This window comes from Mycobacterium spongiae, assembly GCF_018278905.1.
Taxonomy (GTDB): domain Bacteria; phylum Actinomycetota; class Actinomycetes; order Mycobacteriales; family Mycobacteriaceae; genus Mycobacterium; species Mycobacterium spongiae.
In genome coordinates this window covers 2,587,434-2,611,233 of the sequence record NZ_CP046600.1, presented here as the reverse complement: position 1 = coordinate 2,611,233, position 23,800 = coordinate 2,587,434, and the positions used below count along the sequence as shown (strand labels likewise).

At 63.1% G+C, this 23,800-nt stretch carries 14 protein-coding genes and 3 pseudogenes; 10 read left to right on the top strand and 7 right to left on the bottom strand.

Features of this window, described 5'->3' with window-relative positions; all coding sequences use genetic code 11:
* Nucleotides 1–8 precede the first annotated feature (8 nt).
* Nucleotides 9–1,409, top strand: a complete 1,401-nt coding sequence (locus tag F6B93_RS10610; RefSeq protein ID WP_211699063.1) for a cytochrome P450 — start codon at nt 9–11, stop codon at nt 1,407–1,409.
* Nucleotides 1,410–1,614: 205 nt separating this feature from the next.
* On the opposite strand, the gene F6B93_RS10605 is transcribed toward F6B93_RS10610, so the two are convergent.
* Nucleotides 1,615–2,673, bottom strand: a complete 1,059-nt coding sequence (locus tag F6B93_RS10605) for a cytochrome P450 (RefSeq protein WP_211699062.1) — start codon at nt 2,671–2,673, stop codon at nt 1,615–1,617.
* 245 nt (nt 2,674–2,918) lie between these two features.
* On the opposite strand from F6B93_RS10605, the pseudogene F6B93_RS10600 reads away from it, so the two are divergent.
* A pseudogene (locus F6B93_RS10600) lies at nt 2,919–4,715 on the top strand (AMP-binding protein); the annotation flags it as partial.
* Between the two features lie 149 nt (nt 4,716–4,864).
* On the opposite strand, the gene F6B93_RS10595 reads toward F6B93_RS10600, so the two are convergent.
* Nucleotides 4,865–6,121: an FAD-dependent oxidoreductase gene (locus tag F6B93_RS10595; RefSeq protein WP_211699060.1), complete on the bottom strand. Its 1,257-nt coding sequence runs from the start codon at nt 6,119–6,121 to the stop codon at nt 4,865–4,867.
* A gap of 354 nt (nt 6,122–6,475) precedes the next feature.
* On the opposite strand from F6B93_RS10595, the gene F6B93_RS10590 reads away from it, so the two are divergent.
* Nucleotides 6,476–8,029 (top strand): MFS transporter, encoded by a 1,554-nt coding sequence (locus F6B93_RS10590; protein WP_211699059.1) that lies wholly within the window; start codon nt 6,476–6,478, stop codon nt 8,027–8,029.
* A 157-nt stretch (nt 8,030–8,186) separates the two neighbouring features.
* Here the strand turns inward: F6B93_RS10590 and F6B93_RS10585 are convergent, their stop codons facing one another.
* Nucleotides 8,187–9,443, bottom strand: coding sequence for an MFS transporter (locus tag F6B93_RS10585; RefSeq protein ID WP_211699058.1), 1,257 nt, complete (start codon nt 9,441–9,443; stop codon nt 8,187–8,189).
* A gap of 729 nt (nt 9,444–10,172) precedes the next feature.
* Nucleotides 10,173–10,943 carry an alpha/beta hydrolase gene (locus F6B93_RS10580; protein WP_211699057.1) on the bottom strand — a complete coding sequence of 257 codons (771 nt, stop codon included), beginning with the start codon at nt 10,941–10,943 and terminating at the stop codon, nt 10,173–10,175.
* 103 nt (nt 10,944–11,046) lie between these two features.
* Here F6B93_RS10580 and F6B93_RS23390 point away from each other — a divergent pair, with 103 nt between their 5' ends.
* From F6B93_RS23390 to F6B93_RS10560, 5 genes are all read left to right on the top strand, one after another.
* Nucleotides 11,047–11,172, top strand: a complete 126-nt coding sequence (locus F6B93_RS23390) for a hypothetical protein (RefSeq protein WP_281426146.1) — start codon at nt 11,047–11,049, stop codon at nt 11,170–11,172.
* Between the two features lie 647 nt (nt 11,173–11,819).
* Complete coding sequence (locus F6B93_RS10575; RefSeq protein ID WP_211699056.1) at nt 11,820–12,644, top strand: HAD-IIB family hydrolase; 825 nt, start codon at nt 11,820–11,822, stop codon at nt 12,642–12,644.
* Nucleotides 12,637–13,860, top strand: coding sequence for a glycosyltransferase family protein (locus tag F6B93_RS10570; protein ID WP_211699055.1), 1,224 nt, complete (start codon nt 12,637–12,639; stop codon nt 13,858–13,860). The genes F6B93_RS10575 and F6B93_RS10570 overlap by 8 nt, the downstream gene beginning before the upstream one ends.
* A 17-nt stretch (nt 13,861–13,877) precedes the next feature.
* Nucleotides 13,878–15,617, top strand: coding sequence for a sugar phosphorylase (locus F6B93_RS10565; RefSeq protein WP_211699054.1), 1,740 nt, complete (start codon nt 13,878–13,880; stop codon nt 15,615–15,617).
* 207 nt (nt 15,618–15,824) lie between these two features.
* Nucleotides 15,825–18,119 (top strand): FHA domain-containing protein, encoded by a 2,295-nt coding sequence (locus F6B93_RS10560; RefSeq protein ID WP_211699053.1) that lies wholly within the window; start codon nt 15,825–15,827, stop codon nt 18,117–18,119.
* A gap of 222 nt (nt 18,120–18,341) precedes the next feature.
* Here the strand turns inward: F6B93_RS10560 and F6B93_RS10555 are convergent, their stop codons facing one another.
* The 3 genes and pseudogenes from F6B93_RS10555 to F6B93_RS22795 form a co-directional block, all read right to left on the bottom strand.
* Nucleotides 18,342–18,536 (bottom strand): hypothetical protein, encoded by a 195-nt coding sequence (locus F6B93_RS10555; RefSeq protein WP_211699052.1) that lies wholly within the window; start codon nt 18,534–18,536, stop codon nt 18,342–18,344.
* 458 nt (nt 18,537–18,994) lie between these two features.
* Nucleotides 18,995–19,606 (bottom strand): LpqN/LpqT family lipoprotein, encoded by a 612-nt coding sequence (locus F6B93_RS22800; RefSeq protein ID WP_246541125.1) that lies wholly within the window; start codon nt 19,604–19,606, stop codon nt 18,995–18,997.
* Nucleotides 19,607–20,230: 624 nt separating this feature from the next.
* Nucleotides 20,231–21,112: pseudogene (locus F6B93_RS22795) on the bottom strand (serine/threonine-protein kinase); the annotation flags it as partial.
* A 421-nt stretch (nt 21,113–21,533) separates the two neighbouring features.
* On the opposite strand from F6B93_RS22795, the pseudogene F6B93_RS10545 reads away from it, so the two are divergent.
* Both F6B93_RS10545 and F6B93_RS10540 read left to right on the top strand, forming a co-directional pair.
* Nucleotides 21,534–22,463, top strand: a pseudogene (locus F6B93_RS10545) (IS481 family transposase); the annotation flags it as partial.
* A 129-nt stretch (nt 22,464–22,592) separates the two neighbouring features.
* Complete coding sequence (locus tag F6B93_RS10540; protein WP_211696398.1) at nt 22,593–23,780, top strand: IS481 family transposase; 1,188 nt, start codon at nt 22,593–22,595, stop codon at nt 23,778–23,780.
* The last annotated feature ends 20 nt before the right edge of the window (nt 23,781–23,800 follow it).

Here is a 23,800-nt window from a genome sequence, read left to right as displayed (position 1 = left end):
CTCGTTTTATGACAGAGGCACCTGCGCTGCAGGAAACCAAGCCCATCAGGCGGCTGAGCACCTGGACCATGACCACCGAGGCACTGCGGGTCGGTTTCGACGTCGGCGATCGGTTTCTTGGCCGGGTGCGGGGCGCCGACATTGCCGAGTTCCGCTCCGGCGGTCGCAGGTTCGTGTCATTGAGTCACCCGGACTACGTCGATCACGTGTTGCACCGGGCCCGGCTGAACTACATCAAATCCAACGAGTACGAACCCATCCGCATCGCCGCCGGTACCAACTTGCTCACCGACGATGGCGACTCATGGGCCAGACACCGGGCCGCACTCAACCCCAGCTTTGCCAGACGCCATCTGAACAACATTGTCGACCTGATGATCGACCCGATCGTCGATGTCTGCGACGAGCTGGCGGCGCGGGGCGATCGAGTCGAATTCGACATGCACGCGACGATGGTCGAGGCGACGCTACGGGTCGTGGCGAATGCGCTATTCTCCCAAGACTTCGGCCCGCTAGTTGGAAGCATGCACGATCTCGCCACCCGTGCTCTGCGCCGCTCGGCCAAGCTCGAACGAGTGGCCTTGCTGGGGCTCATGCCGCGACGGGTCTACGACGCCATCGAGTGGTGCACGCTTTCTGGCGTGCCGTTGCCGCCGCCGCTGCGGGAGAGCCAGAAGATCGCGCTGGCCCTCGACAAGGCTGTCAATGCCGTGATCGAGGAGCGCCTGGCACATCCCACGACCGGCGATGATCTCCTCAACGTGTTGATACGCGCCGACGGTGGCTCGTGGACGCGAAAGCGGCTGCGTGACGAGGCACTCACCTTTATGCTCGCCGGTCACGAAACCACGGCCAATGCGATGTCATGGTTTTGGTATCTCATGGCACGACACGGCGAGGCCCGCGCGGCGATGTTCGACGAGATCGACACTACGCTCGGCAGCCGCCGCCCCACGGTGGACGATCTGGCGCGGCTGTCGTGGACAACGGCGTGCGTGCAGGAAGCACAACGCTATTACTCGGCGGCGTGGATACTCGGGCGCGAAGCACTTGCCGACGACGTGATCGACGGACACCTGATCCGGGCGGGCACTACGGTGATCATCCCTATTCACCACATCCACCACGACTCACGCTGGTGGGACAAACCGGAGGAATTCGACCCGAGACGCTTCCTGCCCGGTGCCGGCAAGGGGCGACCCCGCTCAGCGTATTTGCCGTTCGGTGGCGGACGCAGGATCTGCATCGGACAAAGCTTCGCCCTGATGGAAATGGTGTTGATGGCCGCGATCATGAGCCAACGCTTCGCCTTCGACCTCACGCCCGGACATCCGGTGGAATTGGAAGCGACGCTGACGCTGCGGCCCAAACACGGCATCGCCGTCATCGCGAACGCCCGCGTCGCATGAACGTAACAATCACCTACGCCTACCGACCCATTGGTCGTTGGTATAGGCATTGCTTGCACTGTGGGGCGCACCGGAGACAGCCCGACCAGAATCAGATTCCGTCTAGGCGTCGCGCTCGGCAGCGATGCGGATCGGCAAGTGAGCCGGACACCGCATGTTGAAGTTGTCCTTGTGCACGACTGCAGCGGAGTCCAACTCGATGAGCTCAAGCCGCTCCAGCAGTTGGGTAAAGGCCGAAGGCCAAGTGAGGATTGTCCGAGCGTGAGATGTCCAGCCGGTCCGGCTCCTGAAAGCGCTCGGGGTCGCGGTCGGCGGCGGCGATGACGGCAATCACGAGATCGCCCTTGGCGATTTTCTTCCCTTGTAGCTCCAGGTCTTCCGTGGCGATCCTGCCGAGGAACTGGACCGGAGGGTCGTAGCGGAGAAATTCCTCGACAGCGCTCGCGACCAAGGATGGATCGTCACGTAATCTCGCCATCTCGTCGCGATGGTGCAGCAGCGCGAGAAGACCGTTGGACAGGAGCGAAGTGGTGGTCTCGTTGCCGGCGTTGAGTAGGAGCAAGCTATTCATGAGGAGCTCGTCGAGGCTCAACCGATCGCCCGCGTCCTCCGTGGTGACCAGATGAGATAACAAGCTCTCTTCCGGCGCTCTCCTCAGCCGCTCGACTTGCGTGCGCAGATACTCGCGGAAAGTCAGGGTGCTGTCCAAGCCTTGCAGCAGGCGCTCCTTGGTGATGCTGGCAAAGAGATTGTTCACCACGAAGCTGTAGTCGTCGCACCAGCTCTTGAGTTTCGCCCGATCGGCTTCCGGAATGCCGACGATGTCGCCAATCACCATCACCGGCAGGGGAACGGCGAAGTCGGTGACAAAGTCCATCCGGCCGCGCGCCAAGCCGGCGTCGATCAGGCTATCGACTCGTCTCCTAATGTCGACCTCATAGCGCTCGACGGCGGTGCGTTGAAAGGCGTGCGAGACCAGCTTGCGGATGCGGCGGTGGCCAGGTTCGTCGCGGTTGGCCATGTTCAGCGAGATGAGGTCGAAGAGCGGCTGCAGCTCGGGCTCTGGGAAGTTCGCCCTGGCGATGCTGGGCTTGTCTGCGGAAAACCGCGGATCCTTGAGCACCGCGGTGACCCGCTCATGACCCAACACGATCCAGGCCTGCAGGTCGTGGTCCCAGTCAATGGGTCCCTCGGCACGCAGCGCGCGATAGCGGGGGTAGGGATCCTCCAACATGTCCGTACCGAAGAGCTGGGGTTGGCGCATCTACTGTCCCAGAAAGGATTTCATGACCTCGGCCCCATCAAGATTGGTTCGATTGAGGGCAATTCTATCCCCGTGTCGGCCCAGCAGCGAGCGGGTTGGTGGGTCCGGGTGGCGACGGGGCTCGCGAACTATGCGCCGACGGCCTGCCCTTGACGGAAACGGTGGTTGTAGCGGAGAGTTCGTCCTTCGGGATGCAACAATCCCATTGGCTGCACGGCTGACCCCGATCGACCAAGGAGTTCCCGATGGCTGTCACCGGCCGTCCGGTCACGCTCCCCGGAGCTTTTCAGCGCACCGCACAGGTCGCGCCCGATGCGGTAGCCCTGCGAACTGTCGGCGGCACACAGACGCTGACGTGGCGCCAATACGCGGCCCGGGTTCGGCACGTGGCCGCCGGGCTGGCCGCGCTCGGTGTCGGTCGCGGCGACACGGTGGCCCTGATGATGGCGAACCGGATCGAGTTCTATCCCTTGGAGGTCGGCGCGCAGCACGTCGGCGCAACCGCGTTCTCCGTGTACAACACGTTGACGCCCGAACAACTGCGCGGCGTGTTCGCCAATGCCGGCCCCAAGCTGGTGTTCTGCGAGGAGCAATACGTGGGCCGGATCAAGGCGAGCGGAGCAGCGATCGACACCATCGTGTGCATCGACGGTTCCCACGACGGCACGATCTCGGTCCAGGACCTGCTCGCCCATGGCTCCCCGGATTTCGAATTCGAGCCGACGTGGCAGGCCGTGCGGCCCGAGGATGTCGCGACGTTGATGTACACCTCCGGGACGACCGGCACCCCCAAAGGCGTTGAGACCACGCACGCCAGCTTGTTGTGGGAGGTGTTCGGCCTCGATCAGGTGCTCGGCTTGCACTACGGGGATCGGGTCACCTCGTTTCTGCCGACCGCGCACACCGCCGACCGGCTGACTGGGCTGTATCTCCAGGAGATAATCGGCACCCAGGTGACCGTCGTCGCGGATATCGGGGCCATCGTAGGCGCGTTGCCGGATGTGAGGCCGGCGATCTGGGGCGGGATGCCTCGAATATGGGAAAACCTCAAGGCAGGAATCGAAGCCGACGCCGCCGCCCACGGGTTCGTCATGAAAACCCTGTGTGAGTGGGCGCTCGACACCGTGCGGACGCGCGCGCGTGCGATGCTCGACGGTACCGAGCCGGGTCGAGGCGAGCGCCTGCGGTACGCGGTCGCAGATCGGTTGGTGCTCGCAAAGATCAGAGCCGCGATCGGCCTGGACCAGGCCCGGTGGTTGATCTGCGGGGACGCGCCTATCGCCCAGGAGACGCTGGCGTTCTTCGCCGCCTTGGGCCTTCCGATGACTGAGGTTTGGGGTATGTCTGAACTGTCGGGTATCGCGACCGTGTGCCATCCTCGCGACGCCGTGCTGGGTTCGGTCGGAAAACCGCTGCCCGGATTGGAAACCAAGGTGGCTGCCGACGGTGAGCTTCTCGTCCGTGGGCCGCTGCTGATGAAGGGTTACCGCCGGCAGCCGGAGAAGACGGCCGCAACCATCGACGCCTCCGGCTGGCTGCACACCGGCGATATCGTGAAAGTTGACGACGACGGCAATGTCTGGATTGTCGACCGCAAGGAAGAACTGATCGTCAATGCGGCCGGCGAGACAATATCGCCCTGCACCATCGAGAAGGCCATGAAGGCTGCGTGCCCGTTGATCGGGGTGATCATGGCCGTCGGTGATGCTCGCCCGTATAACACCGCTCTTGTCGTGCTCGACCCACAAAGCGCCACTGCCTACGCGACCCGTAGAAGCCTCCCCGACGCATCCCCGAGGGCGCTCGCCGCCGACCCGGATATCGTTGCGCACGTCGCGGCTGGCCTCGGGCGGGGCAACACCAAGCTTTCCAGCGCCGAGCAGGTCCGGCGGTTCAAGCTACTACCAGTCTTCTGGGAAGCCGGCGGCGACGAAATCACGCTCACCATGAAGCTCAGACGCAAACCCGTAGCGCACAAATACGCTGCCGACATCGCCGAGCTGTACTCAGCCGAGCCCGGCCCAACCGTCCACCAGCCGAGCCGCGACGTCCGTGAACTGTGGGATGGTTCTGATCGACGTACACGTGTGGGCTCCCGCACCGTGAGCGGCCCAAGAACGCAGAATCAGCATCCTTGACGCACCGAACGCAGAGCTATTCTCCGGGCAAGAACCGCTGCGCCAAGTGCCATCTAGATTCGGGCAGGGCTCCGCAGAATCGCTTCGCCGGTGCGGCGTCCGCTGACCAGTGCACCCTGGATCGAGGCCGTATCGCGGTGATCCCCACAGCACCACAGTCCCGCCGCCAGGCGTACCGATTGGCGCACACGGAGCGGCGGCAGTTGCGCCGGCAAGGCCTCCGGGATGACGTCGCGTGTCAGCAAGGTCCAGCTGCGGCCGTCCGCGCCCAAGATGTCTGCGGCGTGTTGTCGCGTCGCGTCTTCCGGCGGTGGCGTCGCGGTCGGCGCCAGCAGCGCTGTGGCCGCGATCAAATGGTGCCCTCGGGGTGCATAGGTGGGCGCGGCCGCGCTGATGACAGCGGTATTGATCACTGGCCCAGGTTTATCGGTGCGGCTGTCGATCCATAGCATGGCGGGCCCCGGCGGCATCTGATCGGTGGCCCACCAATCAGTCACGACTCCATGCGCAGGCGGCGTCGCCACATCCGTTAACGCCGCAGCAGCAGCCGGGTCGGTCGCAACGACGACGTGGGTCGCGTGGACCACGCCGTCAGGACTGTGCACCTGCCAACCGTCCGCGTCAGACTCGACGTGAAGTGCGCTGCGTTGCAATACGATTCGGTCGCCGAGTGGTGCGGCTAGTTGGCGGGGCAGGCTGCGCATGCCATCCGAAGGCAGCGCTGGGACACCGAGCAGGAACACGCGGGCCAGCAATAGCGCGAATGCGTTGGAGGTAGCGCCGGTGTCGTCGAGGACGACACCGGCCAGGAATTGGTCGATCACGCGGCGCAGTTCACCGCGCACGCCCTGCCGGTCCAGGCCTTCTCGCAAACTGCGGTCTTGACGCTGTGAGGATTTGAGAGCTCTGGGTCGCAGCGCCGGCAGGGACCACCGCAGCAACGCAAGCACTCCCGCTGGCCGCACTCCCCCGTGCGCCAGCATGCTGGGCACGCGCGCCGGTTCCCGCAGCGGATGAACCCACACCGCCGAACCGGACTGGCGCCGCACAGCGACGCCTGCACCAAATGGCTGCAAACGCAGATCGGATATATCGATGGCGCGCTTGAGTTCGGGATAGGCCGGATTCAACACTTGAAAACCGCGGTCGCAGAGGAATCCATCGATGGCGCGGGTGCGAATGCGGCCGCCAACCTCATCAGCGGCTTCCCACACTTGCACGTCGCGTCCAGCCGCGGCTAGCACACGGGCACAACGCAAACCGGCAAGTCCGGCACCAATCACCAGCACGTCAAACTTGTCACTTGGCATAGACTTTGAGCCTCCCGTCACGCGATCGTGCCTACTAGAGGTTCGGGGAACCCGACTGTCGATCCGCAGGAAATTCTAGTTTGGGGCAGGGACAGATTGTCGGCGTTCGCAGCTGCCGCAGGTTCCGGGGCCATCGGCAGGCCAGACACAGAATGCACCCCTCGCAACAAGTCCCGGGAAGGTGCGTAGGGCCTCCCGCTGTGTTGCCGGTGACCGTGCACGTGGCGCATCGCAAATTTCGAATGGAAGGTTAAGAGCACGTAAACACTCGAACATCGAAAGCTCGGCGCCCATGCCCGCGGCGATACTACGGCTGCGCACGGTCGCATTCCGCTAAGCCAAAACGGAGGTGCCATGACCGAGGAGAACCCGACAACCACCACCACCACCCCGAGGACCGTCCAGGAATACATCGACGAGCGACCGATTTGGGCAGACGGCACCAACACGGCCTCCACGCCAATGACGTCCATGCAGTGGCGCATCTGGTCGCTGGCCTGTGCGGGCAAGTTCTTCGAGGGCATGGTCGTCTTCATGACCGGCGTGGCACTACCACTGCTCGCCATCGAGTTCGACCTCAAGGCTTCCGCCCAGGGTCTTGTCACAGCGGCATCCCTGGCCGGCATCCTCGTGGGGGCAACCGCCCTCGGTGGGTTGGCGGACGCCTACGGGCGCAAGCGGATGTTCATCGTGGAAATGATTATCTTCACCGTTTTCCTGGTAGCGCTGACGCTGACACCGAGCTTCACCTTGCTGGTCATCTTCCTGTTCGGGGCCGGTTTGGCGTTGGGATGCGACTATCCAACGGCGCACATGGTGATCTCGGAGAGCATCCCGACGCGGAAGCGCGGTCGCTTGGTGCTGAGCGCCTTCGCGTTTCAGGCAGTGGGGGCGCTCTTCGGCACGCTGGTGGGGTTCGTCGTCCTCCACGAGGAACCCGACGTGGGTGCCTGGAGGTGGATGTATGCCACCGCGATCGTCCCGGCAATCCTGGTCATCATCGGGCGGTTCTTCGTCACCGACAGCCCGCACTGGCTCGCCTCTCAGGGGCGAACCGCGGAGGCCGAGCGTGCGACCGGCCGACTCCTGCGACGCCACCCTCCGTACCCCAAGAGGGTGTCCCTCAAGCGCTCGGCGGAGAGCGGACCGGCTGCTCCCGACGACAGCGGCTACGCAGCGTTATTCGGGCGAAGACACCGACGGGCCACGATCTTCGCCTCCGTTCCGTGGTTCCTTCAGGACCTGGGGACCTACGGGATCGGCATCTTCACTCCGACGATTCTGGTGGCTGTGATCGGGGCCAAATCCGCGTCACACACGTTGGCCGACACGGTCCATAACGACCTGCTTGCGGCTGAAGGATCGGCGATCATGAACGTCTTGTTCGTCATCGGCATCCTTGTCGCCATTTTCCTCGTGGACAAGATTGGCCGCATCAAGCTCCAGGCCCTCGGCTTCATCAGCTGTGCGGCTGGCCTCGGATTGGCTGCGCTGTCCATCAGACCGGATGGCGGGCACAACATGGTGCTGCTCTTCGCCGGTTTCATGCTGTTCTACTTCATGACGAACCTGGGGCCCAACTCGATGACCTACCTGCTGGCGGGCGAGGTCTTCCCCACCCATCTGCGCGGCAAGGGCGCCGGGTTTGCCGCATCCTTCGCCAAAGTCGGCGCGGTGCTGACCGCGTTCTTGTTTCCTGTTCTGCTCGACGAGATCGGCACGGCTACTCTGCTCGCCATCCTGGTCGCCGGCTTTCTGCTCGGCGCGGTTGTCACCATCGTCTACCGGATCGAGACCACTGGGGTGAACCTGGAGCAGATCGGCGACGCCGAACCACCCATGCCTACCGCGCGGCAGCGTGATGGCGGCACAAGTATTCCCACTATCGGGCCGGCTTCGCGGCCCTGATCCTCCCCGACCCAACCGAGCGGGCTCAAGGACAGCTTGGGTGGGGGCAATAGAAATCCGGCGATCCGCGTGCCAACACCTGTGGAAGTTAGGACAAAGCCGCGCTGGGTATGGCTTGGTCTTGGTTGTTGAGCATCGCGGACGGGTCTTTCTCACATCACGGTTGTGCCGAGGCGGAACCGATCGGGGTCCGCATCGTTGGCGCCCGCCAGAACATCGCCATTATCAAGAGCGCGATGACGCCGCCAAGGATCGCGACGTAGAAGGGCGCGCGCGGACCGAGCCCGAGTAGCTCACCGCTGAGGAGCGAGACAGACCCGGCAGAGAGCGTGGCCAGCGCCGTCTGCACGCCCATCACCCAGCCCTGCCGGTCCTCGCCGGCGGTTGCCGAAAAGACCGTGAGGATCGCTGGGTACGCCAGCCCGAAGCAGACCGCCATCGGCACGAGGGCAACGTAGGCGATGAGCGGCGTTTGCGCACCGATGAACAACGCGATCGAGGCGATGATGCCAACCTGCGCCGCGGCGACGATCGCCCAACGCGGGAACCGGGCAGTCACCGGCCCGACGAGCACGACGCTCGCGAAGCCCAGCCCTACGCCGAAAACCAGCATTCCGAGACTGGTTCCGCCGGTCTTGAGGCCGAAGGTGTCGGTGAGATAGGTCGCGATGAAGATCCACGCGCCCAGCAGCGACAGCTGGAAGAAGAAGAACGCACCGGAGACGCGCATCACCGCCGGGTGGTCTTTGACCTCCCACAGCAAGCGAAAGATGTCTAGCGGGTTGACCCGCAATGGAGCGTGGTAGGTCTTGCGGTCGTGAAACCAGACGAAGACGAAGATCATGGCCACGAGATTGAGCGCACCGCCGATCAAGAACGGGAGCCACAACGTGGCGATGTCACCGATCAGCGACTTGTCGGAGAAGACGCCACCGATCAGTGGACCGGCAACAAGCCCGCCGCTGATTCCCAGCGTGATCAGGCCCATGTTGCGCGCCTTCTCGTTCTCGTTCGTCGACAGGTCGACCATGGCGGCCTGCGCGATCGGCTGGGTGCCAGCGGTGAACCCGGTGATAGCGCGGCTGATCAGCAACAGCGCAAAGCTATCGATGAAAACTGCGACGATCGTCAGGACATAGCCGGTGAACGCCCCGCCGAGGCAGATGAGAATGCCCCAGCGTCGCCCCACCGAGTCGGACAGCCGGCTGATGATGACCACACCCATGAACCAGGTGAGAAAAAACGCTGCAACCAGCACGCTGTAGTCCATCCCCGCCGCGCTGGCGGTGATGTTCTGCTGCACGAAGCCAGCCGACGGATCGGTCACCAGGGTGTTGAAGATGGGAAACGCCAGCCCTTGGCCCATGACGTCGACCAGCACCACCCACGTCAGAGCGAACCTAGCCATCCTCATTGGGCAGACATCCTACTGAAGCCCGCCAGCCCGCCACCGTGAACAACGTCTGCGCGCCGCATCGGCGTCACGGCGTGTCGGCCTAGCTGTCCTTGCTGGCGAACACCGGCATCGTGACCGACGTGGTCGTGGGCCTCAACTGAGCCTTCGCGCGGGGAGATTCTTGGCGTTGCGCGCTCGAGATCGATGTCCGAACTGGAAGGCTGATCTTCTTAGGCGTTCTGCTCAGCCAGATCTGGAGTGTTGCTGGGGGCATTCGCAGCGCGGCTCCACGCCGAGACCTCACCTCGTACAGCGTGTCTGCGCTTCGATGACGGGCAGCCGCGTGCAGGACATGAAGATCGGCGCTGTCTTGAATCCTGTCATTTTCACCGACCTCGACGGCACGCTGTCGGTAGCGATACCTATTCGTGGGCGGGCGCAGCAGTAGCAGTCGATGAACTCAAGCGTCGGCGAATCCCAGTGTCCTGAACAGCAGCAACACGCTCGCCGAACTGACGCCGCTGCGTGCTGAGCTCGGTCTCGCGCATCCGGTCATTGCAGAAAATGCCCAAACAACCACCAACAAAACGGAACCGACGTGGCCTGAAACAAATCGGCCGACGCTTTAACAATTACTGCTATCGGAGGGAATAACCGATTCCACAGGCGTCCAGAACTCATCCCATCGCCGCAGCCAGGGCAAGAACGGTAGTGCTGCCCGGACACGATTCGGCGATATCACCGTGATCATGCGGCCACGGTTTGCAACCATCGCGCGCACACGTCGGCGATCTGCCGCCAGCGCGGCTCCAGTGTCAGATAATGTCCGAAGCCTTCGGCCTCGTGAAACGTCGCGAAGCTACCGTGCCGCTGGGCGATGAGGCGAGCCGTCGACGGTGGGACGGCCAAATCCTCGCTGCCCGACAGCACCAGGACCGGACAGGTGATGCTCCGATAGTCGATTCTGGTCGTTTCGTTGTCATCGAACATCCACAGGAAAAGCTCGAAGATAGCGCGACCCGATTCTGGTGCGAGGCGGTCAAAGACGTCGCGCTGGACGGCCGGGTCGAGCATGTTGAGCCCGAAGGTGGACATTGTGTCGAAGTCGGGCAGCAGTGTGCGCTCCCAGAACGGACCGGCGGACATTAGTGCTCTGGCAAGGGCGCGCTCCCCCACGGTTGTGGGCAGAATGCCCCAGTTGACGCTGCCATTGAGCAACACGATCGCCTGTGCCTTACCAGCGGCCGCGAGCTTCTGGGCGATCACGCCGCCGAGCGAGTGGCCGATGATGATCGGCTTGGTGTCCAACGGGTCGATGGCCGCGGCGATGTCGTCGACATAGTCGGCGATGCTGATTCCGGTGAGCAGTTCCGCGGTGTCAACGGACGGCGATGCGTCGTGATGCCGATATGCGGGGCCTAGGCATGGCCAGCCGAGATCGGAAAAGTGCTCGATCAAGTTCGCCATAGTCCACGGGCCGGCATTGGTCCCATGAACCAGGACAATCGGTGTATCCAACAGTCACCTCAACTCGGCCGTCCGATCGCCACACAAGAGCCATACGGCGGCGATCGTGTGGTTTGGGCCGGCCCACTTCGGCGGGCCGGTCCTCGGCTTTTCAATGAACACCAAACCTCAGGAGAACACCACCGTGATCACGACTCTCGTCACCGCTACCGGCGTCCTACTCGGCGGTTGGCCGTACGCCCACCTCGGAGTAGTCCACCGGAAGAGCGAAGATGGCTAGCCCATCCGACATGCCACGGCAGAGCGGCCGGGTCGAGTACAACCGGCCGTCGTCGTTATCCGACTTGTTGATCGGGAACGGTTATGCCAGGCCGCTCATCTGAGCCGTCATCGCCTGCGCTAACGACATGACGCGAAACCGCTCGTCGTCGTTGGCGTCAGACGCGGCCTGGCTACCTACACATAGAACGACAAGTTAGGCGGTCGTCCGAGCCGTCGTCGGCCATCGCGGTCGGGGCAGCGACAACGCCAAGGCCAACTATCCCGAGGCTCGCGATCAGTACCTTCAAGCTGGGTTTGACATGGTCGACCATCATTGATCAGGAACTCCTCATACGTTTGTTGAACCGCGTCTCTCGCGGTCATGTCTCAGAGTCAGGGGCCGAAGTGAGACCGGGATGACTGCAGCATGAGGCGTTGTTCATGCACCGAATCGACAAGACCTGCGTCGGGCTGACAGGAGTTGAACCTGTGACCACGCGACTCCCGGTCGGCCATGGGCTGGTTGTCTCTTTGGTGCCCCAATGTTGCGCTGGGCTGGGCAATCTGCCTCACGGCGTCTCCCGCGGCTATTGTCTCGTTGCACCCATGTTGTGACATCTGCGTGACAGCAGCGTCTCGTCCTGGATTGTCGAGCGGTGGAACCGCGTGCACGACGCTAAGATCGGCGCCATCTCAAATCCTGTCATTTTCACCGACCTCGACGGCACGCTGCTCGATAGCGATACCTATTCGTGGGCGGGCGCAGCCGTAGCACTCGATGAACTCAAGCGTCGGCGAATCCCAGTCGTCCTGAACAGCAGCAAGACGCTTGCCGAACTGACGCCGCTGCGTGCTGAGCTCGGTCTCGAGCATCCGGTCATCGCAGAAAATGGCGCGGTCATCGACGTGCCTGACAACTACTTCAGCGGGGAACTGGCGGTGCGCCAAACGCCTGCCGAACGAGCCGTCCTGCAGCGCGTCTACCGCGTCGTCAGGCGCGGCGGCGACTATCGCTGTGAGGCCTTCTTCGAGATGGGGGAAGCGGGCATCGTTGCCGCGACGGGACTCGACCCGGCGGCTGCGCACCTGGCAAACGAACGCCGAGCGACGGAGCCAGTGCTTTGGCGGGATATACCGCAACGTTACGAAGCATTTTGCGCAGCGATCGAAGCGCACGGTCTGCGTTGCCTGCGCGGCGGACGCTTCACTCACGTCATGGGTCAGGTCGACAAGGCCAGCGCAATGATGAGCCTGATGGCAGCCTTTCGAAAGGAATCACCCGATGAGACGCTGACCTGCATCGCGCTCGGGGACGGCCCGAACGATGCCGCGATGCTGGCCGCCGCCGATATTGCGGTCGTGGTCCGCGCGCGGCACGGGCACAGCATCGACCTCGGCGATCATCCTCATGTCATCCGCACCGAGCAGGAAGGCCCGCCCGGATGGCAAAATGCACTTTTCGATCTGTTGGAGACGAGAACGCGTGGGTGACTTTCATCAAAACGGCGTCGTAACAACGTTGCACAACCTGACACAGCGACCGGTCGCCGAGCTCGAACGGGAACTGATCGATTTCTCGAGGCAGCGGCCCCTGGGGCTCGTGCTGCCGTCACTGTATTCCGAACTGCAGACGCCGGCGCTCGAGACGATCGTCCAGGAGCTGTGCAAAGTGCCGTATCTGAACGAGATCATCATCGGTCTCGACGCCGCAGATCGCGAGCAGTTTCGCCATGCGCATGAGTATTTCAGCCGCTTGCCGCAGCACTGCCGAATCCTCTGGCAGGATGGGCCTCGCCTGCGCGAGCTCGACAGGAAGCTGGCTGCAGCAGGACTTGCACCGTCGCGGCCCGGCAAAGGCCGCAACGTCTGGTACTGCTACGGGTATGCGCTGGCGTCGCGTCGCGCCGACGGAATCGCGTTGCACGACTGCGACATCAAGACGTATCAGCGCGATCTGCTGGCACGGCTGATCTATCCGATCGCGAACAACAAGTTCAGTTTTGAATTCTGCAAGGGCTACTACGCCCGGGTGACTGACACGAATATCGGCGGTCGTGTAGCGCGATTGCTCGTCACGCCTCTCATCCGATCGATGTCGATCGTCTGCGGGCACAGCGAGTTTCTCGATTTCCTCGACAGCTTCCGCTATCCGCTGGCCGGGGAATTCGCAATTCGCCGTGACGTCATCAACGACCTGCGGATCCCCTCTGACTGGGGTCTCGAAATCGGCGTTCTGAGCGAGATGCAACGCAACTATGCAAACAACCGCATTTGCCAGGTCGACATTGCTGATCGCTACGATCACAAGCACCAGGGTCTGAGTCCGGACGACGCAAGCCGCGGACTATCGAAGATGAGTCTGGATATCGCGAAGGCGATGTTTCGCAAACTCGCGATTCAGGGACACAGTTTTTCGATCGACAAGATTCGGACGATCAAGGCGACCTACTATCGCGTCGCGCTCGATTTCGTCGAAGCGTTCGCAGCGGATGCCTCGATCAACGGGCTGAAGTACGATCGACACACCGAAGAGCAGGCAGTCGAGCTGTTCGCCAGCAACGTCGTGAAGGCGGGCGCCCAGTTCCTCGAAAACCCAATGGACCAACCGTTCATTCCGGCGTGGAATCGAGTCATCAGCGCCGTGCCGAATGTGCTGGACGACCTGCTCTCGGCGGTCGAAGAAGATCGCGCAGAAATATCAGCCTGACATGGAGCTTCTGATCAATGGCCGGCAGTAGTGGCACTCGCGCGTTGCGTGCGCGCGTCCGTCAGCACCTCGAAGTAATCTACGGCGTGCCGCGCGCCCGGCGTCTCGTGACGCCGGTGCTCGAGGCGATGAACTATGCGGACAAGGTCAGTGCGCCAGAACCGTTCACCAACTACTGGGACGAAACGGACTGCTGGGTCATTACCTACGCAGGCAGCATCGAAGATCCAGAGCGACCGGGTTTGCAGACGTTGCTCGATTTTCTCGACCGGCATCTTGCCGAGTCGATCAACGGCGTCCACGTGCTGCCGTTCTTCCCCTACAGTTCCGATGATGGATTCGCCGTCATCGACTACAAGGAAGTCGACCGCAGGGCCGGCACGTGGAAGGACGTTCGTGCCATCGCGGAACGCTATCGCCTCATGGTTGATCTCGTCATCAATCACGGTTCGAGCCAGTCGACCTGGTTCAACAACTTCATCGAGCGAAAGGACCCTGGTAAGGATTACTTCAAGGAAGCCTCGCCATCCGATGACCTGAGCCTTGTCGTGCGGCCACGTTCTAATCCGCTGCGCAAGAGGGTCGAAACGGCTGACGGCGTTCGATGGGTCTGGTGCACCTTCGGACACGATCAGATCGATTTCGATTTCAGCAACCCCGAAGTCCTGCTGCGCTTCATCGAGATCATTCGGTTCTACATCGATCACGGAATTCGGGTCCTGCGGCTCGACGCAGTGGCATTTCTCTGGAAGGAGCCGGGTACGACGTGCGTGCACGATCAGCGCACTCATGAGGTCGTGAAGCTGCTGCGCACGCTCGTAGAATTCTGCGAGCACGATGTGCTTCTCATTACGGAAACCAACGTTCCGAATCGGGATAACCTGACCTACTTCGGCAACGCGAACGAGGCGCATGCGATCTACAATTTCTCGTTGCCGCCGCTGCTCGTCCATACACTGCTGACCGGTGACTGCCGGCACCTGAAGACCTGGATGATGAGCATGCCGCCCGCGCGTCACGGAACGGCGTATCTGAACTTCATCGCATCGCACGACGGTATCGGGCTAAGACCAGCGGACGGTTTGCTGTCGCTGAATGAACGGACGCGGCTGCTCGATGCGCTGACGGGGTTTGGCGGACGCCTCTCGATGCGCACCGGTCCCGACGGAGAGGCGCATCCGTACGAGGTCAACATCAGCTTGTTCGATGCGCTTGCCGGAACGATCGATGGCAGCGATTCACATCAGATGAACCGCTTTGTGTGCGCCCATGCAATCATGCTGTCACTCGAAGGCATTCCGGCGTTATATATTCATAGTCTCCTGGGAACTCGCAACGACCTCGAGGCCGTGGCGGAGACAGGACAGCAACGATCCATCAATCGCCGCGTTTGGGTTTTCGACGAGATCGAAGCGCTGCTGGCGAACGAGAATTCCGAAGCTGCGATAGTGCTCGCACGGCTGACAGAGTTGCTCAAACTGCGGCGTAAACAAAAAGCATTCCATCCGAATGCCGTTCAGTTCACGTTGCATCTGGGTCTCGAAATATTCGGCGTCTGGCGGCAATCCATCGATCGCCAACAGGATGTGTTCAGTATCAGCAACGTATCCGACGAGCCACAGACAGTGTCGCTCGACAATGTAAATCTGGTCAGTACCGTCGCCTGGCGTGACCTGATATCGGGACAGGCAATTCGCAAAGGGCAGCGTGAACTCCGCCTGGAGCCCTACCAGTCAGTCTGGCTTAGCAACGCCTGAGCCCGCCCCGGAAACCGCAGCGGCCCTCCGCATCAGCCGCTCAGTTGATGCTCGACATGAAGCGGAACAGCCGGTTCTGGCCGATGTCGCGGACGTGTTCGTCGCGGGAGCCTATAGGGTCACCGCCGACGGCCGCACCCGCAGCGTCGTCACGTGCATCGCGGGAACTCCGGGATGGCAGGGCAAGTCTCGATAGGGTTGGTGCCGATGAACCAGCCACCGCCGCCCGCGCTGACCGTTCGCACGGACGGGACACACCGCACCTTCGCGCCGGGTCACGACGTGGTCATCGGCCGTGATCTGCGCGCCGACGTGCGCATCACGCATCCACGGGTGTCGAGGATGCATGTAGTCCTGCGGTTTAGGCGCGGCGGGTGGATCGCCGTCGACAACGGCAGCCGCAACGGGATGTTCGTCGACGATCGGCGAGTGTCGATGGTCGACATTCACGACGGCCAGCGCATCACGATCGGTGGCCCCGACGGACCTCGCCTGACCTTTGCGGTGGGCCAGCGGCCGCGCGGCGAGGTATCGAACATCGCCACGAGCGTGGTGCGAATCCTGCGTGGCGGACCTCCGCCGCCCCCGCCGGGGTCGACCACGATTGGCCGCGTCGCCGGCAACGACATTGTGATCCCCGACGTGCTTGCATCACGTCACCACGCCACGCTGGTGCCGACGCCGCAAGGTGTGGAGATCCGCGATGCGCGCGGCATCAACGGGACATTCGTCAACGGAACCCGCGTCGACTCGGCAGTACTGAGCGAAGGCGACGTGGTGACGATCGGCAACGTCGACCTCATCTTCTCGGCTGGCATGCTGATCCTGCGCACGGAGACCGAAGCCGCAACCCGCACAGTCGGTTTGGAGGTCCGAGACATCAGCTTGTCGGTCGAGAACGGCCCCACCCTGCTCGACGAGATTTCTTTGGCCGCCCAGCCGGGAACGCTCACGGCGGTGATCGGGCCGTCAGGTGCGGGCAAGTCGACACTGGCCAAGGTGGTCGTCGGGACGACCCAACCGAACACCGGCATGGTGGCGTTCGAGGGTCACGACATCCACGCCGAGTATGCGTCGCTGCGCAGCCGGATCGGGATGGTTCCGCAGGACGACGTCGTGCATAGCCAGCTCACCGTCAACCAGGCGCTGGGTTATGCTGCCGAGTTGCGGCTGCCGCCGGACACCAGCAAGGACGACCGATGCCAGGTGATCGCGCGGGTGCTCGAGGAACTCGAGTTGACCCAGCACGCAGACAAGCGGGTGGACAAGCTGTCGGGTGGTCAGCGCAAGCGCGTCTCGGTGGCGATGGAGTTACTGACCAGTCCGTCGCTGCTGATCCTCGATGAGCCCACGTCGGGCCTCGACCCGGCGCTTGACCGGCAGGTCATGACGATGCTGCGCCAGCTCGCCGATGCCGGTCGCGTCGTGGTAGTGGTGACGCACTCACTGACATACCTCGACGTGTGCGACCAGGTGTTGCTGCTTGCGCCCGGTGGCAAGACCGCGTTCTGCGGGCCGCCGGGCCAGATCGGCCCGGCGATGGGCACCACCAACTGGGCGGACATCTTCACCAAGGTGGGCACGGATCCGGATGCGGTTCACCGCCGATTCCTCGAACGCGCCGCCCCGCCCAAGGAGCCCGCCGAGACCGCGACACCCTCGCAGCTGGGTAAGCCGGTGCACACCAGCCTGTGGCGGCAGTTCTCGACGATCGCACGACGACAGATGCGGCTGATCGTGTCCGATCGCGGCTACTTCATCTTCCTGTTGCTGCTGCCATTCATCATGGGAGTGCTGTCGTTGGCCCAGCCCGGTGATATCGGCTTCGGCCCCCCCAACCCGGATTCCCTCGCGCCGAATGAACCGGTACAGACTCTGGTCATGCTGAACATCGGCGCGATCTTCATGGGCACGGCACTGACGATTCGGGCCCTGATCGGGGAGCGGGCCATCTTCCTGCGCGAGCAGGCCGTGGGTCTTTCGACGACCGCGTATCTTCTGGCCAAGATCTTCGTCTTCACGGTGTTCGCAGTCCTGCAGTCGGCGATCGTGACGGCTATCGCGGTGTGGGGCAAGGGAGCTCCGACTCAGGGCGCGGTAATGCTCAAGAACCCGGCCCTGGAATTGTTCGTCGACATCGCATTCACTTGTGTGGCCGCGGCGATGGTCGGGCTTGCGCTTTCGGCGCTGGCCCGGTCGAACGAGCAGATCTTGCCGCTGCTGGTGGTCACGGTCATGTCGCAGCTGGTGTTGTCCGGCGGCATGACCCCGGTGACCGATCGCCCTCTGCTGGACCAAATGTCGTGGGCGACACCGGCTCGGTGGGGTTACGCCGCATCGGCGTCGACAGTGGACCTCATCAAACTGGCCGGTCCGCTGACGCCGAAAGACGCGCACTGGGAGCACACACCGTCGGCATGGATGTTCGACATGGCGATGCTCGCGGTGATCTGTGTGGCCTACGCCGCATTCGTACGCTGGAAGATTCGGCTCAAGGGTTAGCGCCGCGGGACAACGACCAGTTAGACCGTGTCGCAGTCGCTGTCCGCGGCCCAGTGTCGGCCGCCAGGGTGGTGGTCGGCCCTTCAGTGCATCGACCGACCGCAGACAGAGAAGCCTCGCGGGTCTTATGCGCACCTTCCTTTGAGGGAAGGATGGCACCGGTGGCGATCAGGGTAGAACAGGTCGCCCATCTCGGACGTCCAGCACCGTTCAGGCGGTCAGTCAGTAGACCTCGTCCACGGTCACCGACGCACCATTGTCGCACGTCACGGTATTGCGCCAGGTCGAACCGGTCGCGGGCCCCAGGCTGCTACCGGCCGGCAGCACCGCCTCCTGCGAGCCGACCAAAGTGAAATTGAAATCAGGCTGCGTGTAGCCGACTGACGCGGCGAGACCCGCGATCGGCACCACTGACATCCGGCATCCGACCGTAGACCCGTCAGGCACGTTCGCCATCGACACGAAGGCGGACGTTATCGGATGATCCCACCTCACCGTCACCTGCGGTGGCGGAGCCGGGGGTGGTACGTACTGCCTCGTTGCCGGCGGGTTGTACGCCGGTGGCGCCGCAGGCGGAGGTGGCGCGGGTTCTGGATCAGGAGCCCATGGATCGTCGTTGAGTAGGACGTAATCCATCGACCGGGTGGCATGGGGCGAAGCCGCATCGCTCTTCACGGCATCCTGATCGCTAGGCCCCAGCAAAACAATGCTCAGGCCGGCGGTGATCGCGGCGGTAGATACTAGAACCCGAGGACGCCGGAACCGCGGCGCTGTCGTCTGCGCATCCATGTGCTCATCCTTCGGTCGCATTCGTCTCGATATGTGAAAGTATGGCCCTTAGATGCAGGCATGAGAAACCCTCAGATCTAGCGCACTCACACCGTGATGGTGGTTTTCTGCGTGAACACCTTGGCTGCCGCCTGCACCGCGTCAGTGTCGGCCTCCGGGCTGTCAACACTGATTCGCATCAGATACGTGCCGTTCGCTGCTGGGATCACGACGACGTATCGCATAACCATCCGCGGCACATCTTTCTTCATGTACGTGCCGGCCAGTCGAGCTCCGGGAAAGCCACTCAACTCGGCTTGCACCGGAGGATCGCCCGCATAGCCTGACAGTTCCTCAGCCGAACCAGCCGCAAGGGCGAGAACCTTCTCCGTATCGACATCGCCCACCAGCTTTTTGACGGTCACGATGAACCGCGGGGCATCCTCAGGGTTTGTTGGGGTATCGAAGACGACCCCAAAATATTTGTCGCCCGGGCCTTCTGGCATGCGTGTCCAGCCTGGCGGCACAGGGAGAATGATCTTCGGTGCGCCCGGTGTCGACGGAGTGACCGTCGTCGCCCGGATGTTGTTCGCCTTGATGTACGCGTCGATCGTCGCAGGCGGAGGCGCTTCAACGAGCGTCCCTAGCGGCGGCGAAGCCAATGCCGTGGTCTCCGACGAAACTGAGGATGCCGTCTTCGAGGAATTCGAATCCTGCATCCCGACGATGATCGCGACTGCCGCGATGAGGGCGACGACCCCGGCCACCCCAACGACGACCGGCACGCTTGGTCTCCCAAGCCCGCGAAGTGCCGTGATCAAGGACAGCGAGTCGAGCGACGGTGACGGTTCGGGGGCTGATTCCTGATCATTTCCCGTTTTTTCATCAAGCTTTTTAGCCGCGCTGATCAACGCTGAGGTATCGCGGTAGCCCGGCTGTTCTTGCTCGATCGCGGTAAACGCGCGAATCGCTTCCCGCCACCGAGCCCTCTGGAGCAATTCCACTCCCGCGGCGTAGCGATGTTCGAGATCGGCCTGACGCAGCCTGGCCCGCGCGTCGGTGACCATGCCGCCCGGATCCGGATCACCAGGGTCCAGACGGGCTAGTTCATCTGCTTTCGCCACGACCTCCTGCCACTGCTCCGACCGGTACAACGCCGTGACTTCGTCGACGAGCAGCTGACGGGGTGAGATGGAAGCACTCACATCCACGGGCCCGGTCACAGCGCTGAGCCGTTCCGTCCTCACGTGGGGTTCCTCGGCGATTCCCGGCTCGGTGCCCGGTGGCGAGCCGGCCCGGCCGCCTTGGTGGTACTGCGGGGTCGGGGTGGGCGGGCCCACGGCGGATTCCTCGCTGCGGCGCACGATGTCGAAGGCGTGGTCTTGGTCGGGGGTGCTCAGCGCTTTGTGGGCGGCTCGTGCGAGATCACCGGCGCTGGCGAAACGGTCCTCGGGTTTTTTGGCCATACCACGCGCGATCACCGCATCGAAGGCCTTCGGGATGCCCGCGCGCATGGTGCTGGGCGCCGGGATCGGATCCATCAGGTGGGCGGCGACCAGCCTGCCGGAGCTGGCGTAGCGATACGGCGGGGCCCCGCTCAGGCATTCGTGGAGCACACACGCCAGCGCATAGACGTCGACGCGGTGAGTCACCTCGTCGTCGGAGAACCGTTCGGGAGCCATGTATTTCCAGGTGCCCACCTCGCTGCCCAACTGGGTGAGTTTTTCGTCGGTGGCGGCGCTGGCGATGCCGAAGTCGACCAGGTAGGCGAAGTCGTCGCGGGTGAGCAGGATGTTTTGCGGCTTGACATCGCGATGCATCACCCCATCGGCGTGGGCGGCATCCAAAGCCGAGGCCATCTGGGCGATGACGGCCACCGCCCGTGGCGGGGTCAGCGGGCCGTCGCGTGTGAGCACGCTGTCGAGGTCGGTGCCCTCGACTAGGCGCATCTCCAAGAACAGGCGCCCGTCGATTTCGCCGTATTCGTGGATGGGCACCACGTGGGGTTCCTGTAACCGCCCGGCGATGCGCGCTTCGCGCTTCATCCGCTCGCGAAACACTGGGTCCTCGCTGAACTCCGCGGTCATCAGCTTGACCGCGACCGTCCACCCTTTGACGGTGTGGTCGGCCTCATAGACCTCGCCCATCCCGCCGCGGCCCAGCAGGCGATTGAGGTGATAGGGCCCAAACATCGACCCGACCCGCGAGTCTTGCTCGTCGCTCACGGCCAGTTCCTCCAACCACCCCGCAATGGGCCCGACACTGTTAACAGCCTAGGCATGGCATTGGCCGAAAACCACGCCCCAGCAGCCAACACCGCAAGCCGCCACACAGGCGCCGCCACAAGAACGACCCGCACCCAATCACCTGTGAATCTGGCGTCCCAAACCCGCCCGGGTGCGCTTCGGCCAGGCGAGCGGGGTCACGTCGGCCTTCACCACTGCCCAAGTCACCTGCAAGCCGGCGCCGACAGCCAACGCGAGAGCGCCTTGGGATACTGCTGGCCCACTGGCGTCGAGCCGCTCCGAAGCCGAGAAGCATAAAACCCCCTCCAGCACTGGTCAGAGCGGGTTTTTCTTGGTCGGGCTGACAGTGTAAAACTGACTGAGGTTGTTGACAGTCTGGGCTCCTGAGGAAGGGAGCCACATGGCTGATCGTGTTTGGAGTGAGAAGGAACTGCTCAGGCGGGCCAACCGTCGCCTGGCCGTGCTGAAGCACGCCGAGGAAGTCAGCGGAAACGTGGCGGCTACCTGCCGCTACTACGGCATCAGCCGCAACGTGTTCTACCGGTGGAAGCGGCGCTACGAAGACGAGGGCCTCGACGGCCTCAAAGACCGCTCCAGCGCCCCGCTGCACTGCCCGACGATCACCGAGCCAGAGGTGGTGGACAAGATCATTCACCTGCGGCAGCACTACCACTTCGGGCCATCGAGGATCACCATGTACCTCAAGCGCTACCACGACGTCACGATCAGCGCGTCAGGGGTGTGGCGAATCCTCAAGCGGCTCGGGATGAACCGTCTGCCCGCCTCACAACGCTACAAGCGCCATTCGGGCCGCTGGAAACGCTACGAAAAGCAACGGCCCGGCCATCACGTGCAAATCGATGTGAAGTTCATCGAGCCGATCACCACCGGATCGGGCCGCCGCAAGCGCTACTACCAGTACACCGCGATCGACGACTGCACCCGACTACGCGTGCTACGGGCCTACCCCCGCTCCGATCAAAAGACCGCGATCCAGTTCCTCGACTACGTGATCTCACGTATGCCATTCCAGGTCGAGAAGATCCAGACCGACAACGGCGCGGAATTCCAATCCAGCTTCCATTGGCACGCGACCGACCAGGGTATCGGCCACGCCTATATCCGCCCGGCTACACCCAGGCTCAACGGGAAAGTGGAACGCTCGCACCGCATCGATGCCGAAGAGTTCTACCGGCTGCTCGACGGTGTCGTCGAAGACGACGCCGGCCTGTTCAACCAGAAGCTCAAGGAATGGGAGGACTACTACAACTACCACCGACCCCACGGCGGGCTCGGCGGCCAAACCCCATACGAAAGGCTGCTACAAAAGACCAAAGCCCAGCCTGTCACCGGCCCCCGTCAGTCACACATTGGTCGGGCTGACAGTGTCTGGTTTCACGACATAGTTGGCAGCTGTCTCGCGACATAGTTGACACCTCGTTGTTTCGGGAGGTCAGCCATGTCCAAGGCGCAGCTCGTCATCACCGCCGTCGTGTTGGAAGGGCGCAGCAAAAGCGACGTCGCCCGCGACTACGAGGTCTCGCGCTACTGGGTCCAGCAACTGGTCAAGCGCTATGAATCCGAAGGCGCGGCCGCGTTCGAACCACGCTCGCGCCGGCCCCACCACAATCCCCGCGCGGTCGGCGGCCAACTCGAAGACAAAATCGTGCGGCTGCGCAAAACCTTGGATAGACAGGGCTACGACGCTGGCGCTGCCACCATCGCCGAACACCTCGCCCGCGACCCCGCAGTTCCCCACGTCCCCGCGGTATCCACGATCTGGCGAATCCTGACCCGACGCGGATTCGTCGTCGCGCAGCCGCAGAAACGACCCCGCTCATCGTGGAAACGCTTCTGCGCCGAACAACCCAACCAGTTGTGGCAGGCCGACGTCACCCACTGGCACCTCGCCGACCACACCGAAGTCGAGATACTCAACATCATCGACGACCACTCCCGGCTTGCCATCTCCAGCCACGCCCGACCCGTAACCCGCGGACCCGACGTCGTCGATGACTTCGTCGCCGCATTCAGCCAATGGGACACGCCGGCAACCATTCTCACCGACAACGGTGCCATCTTCACCGCCAAACAACGCGGCAACGGACGCACCGCCCTAGAAATCACCCTGGGTCAACTCGGCATCAAATACAGCCGCTCACGCCCCTACCATCCCCAGACCTGCGGCAAGGTCGAGCGCTTCCACCAAACCCTCAAGAAACACCTCCACGCCCTACCACCAGCAGCGACACCCACCGAGCTGCAACACCAGATCGACGCCTTCCTGGACTACTACAACACCGTCCGCCCCCATCGGGCGCTACGCCGCCGCACCCCCATACAGGCGTTCCACGGCCGGCCCAAGGCCTTCCCCACCGGTCACCAGATCCCACCGCACTACCGCGTCCGCCGAGACACAATCGACGCCGCCGGCGTCATCACCCTCCGCCACAACAGCCGCCTACACCACATCGGCCTATCCAAACACCTCCGCGGAACCACAGTCACCGTCCTCATCGACGACCTCGACATCCGCGTGCTCAACCACAACACCGGCCAACTCATCCGCAAACTCACCCTCGACCCCACCCGCGACTACCAACCACGCGGCGTAAAAAGCGGAAACAGCCCCACAAACCGGGTCTAGATGCCAACAATGTCTCGGGA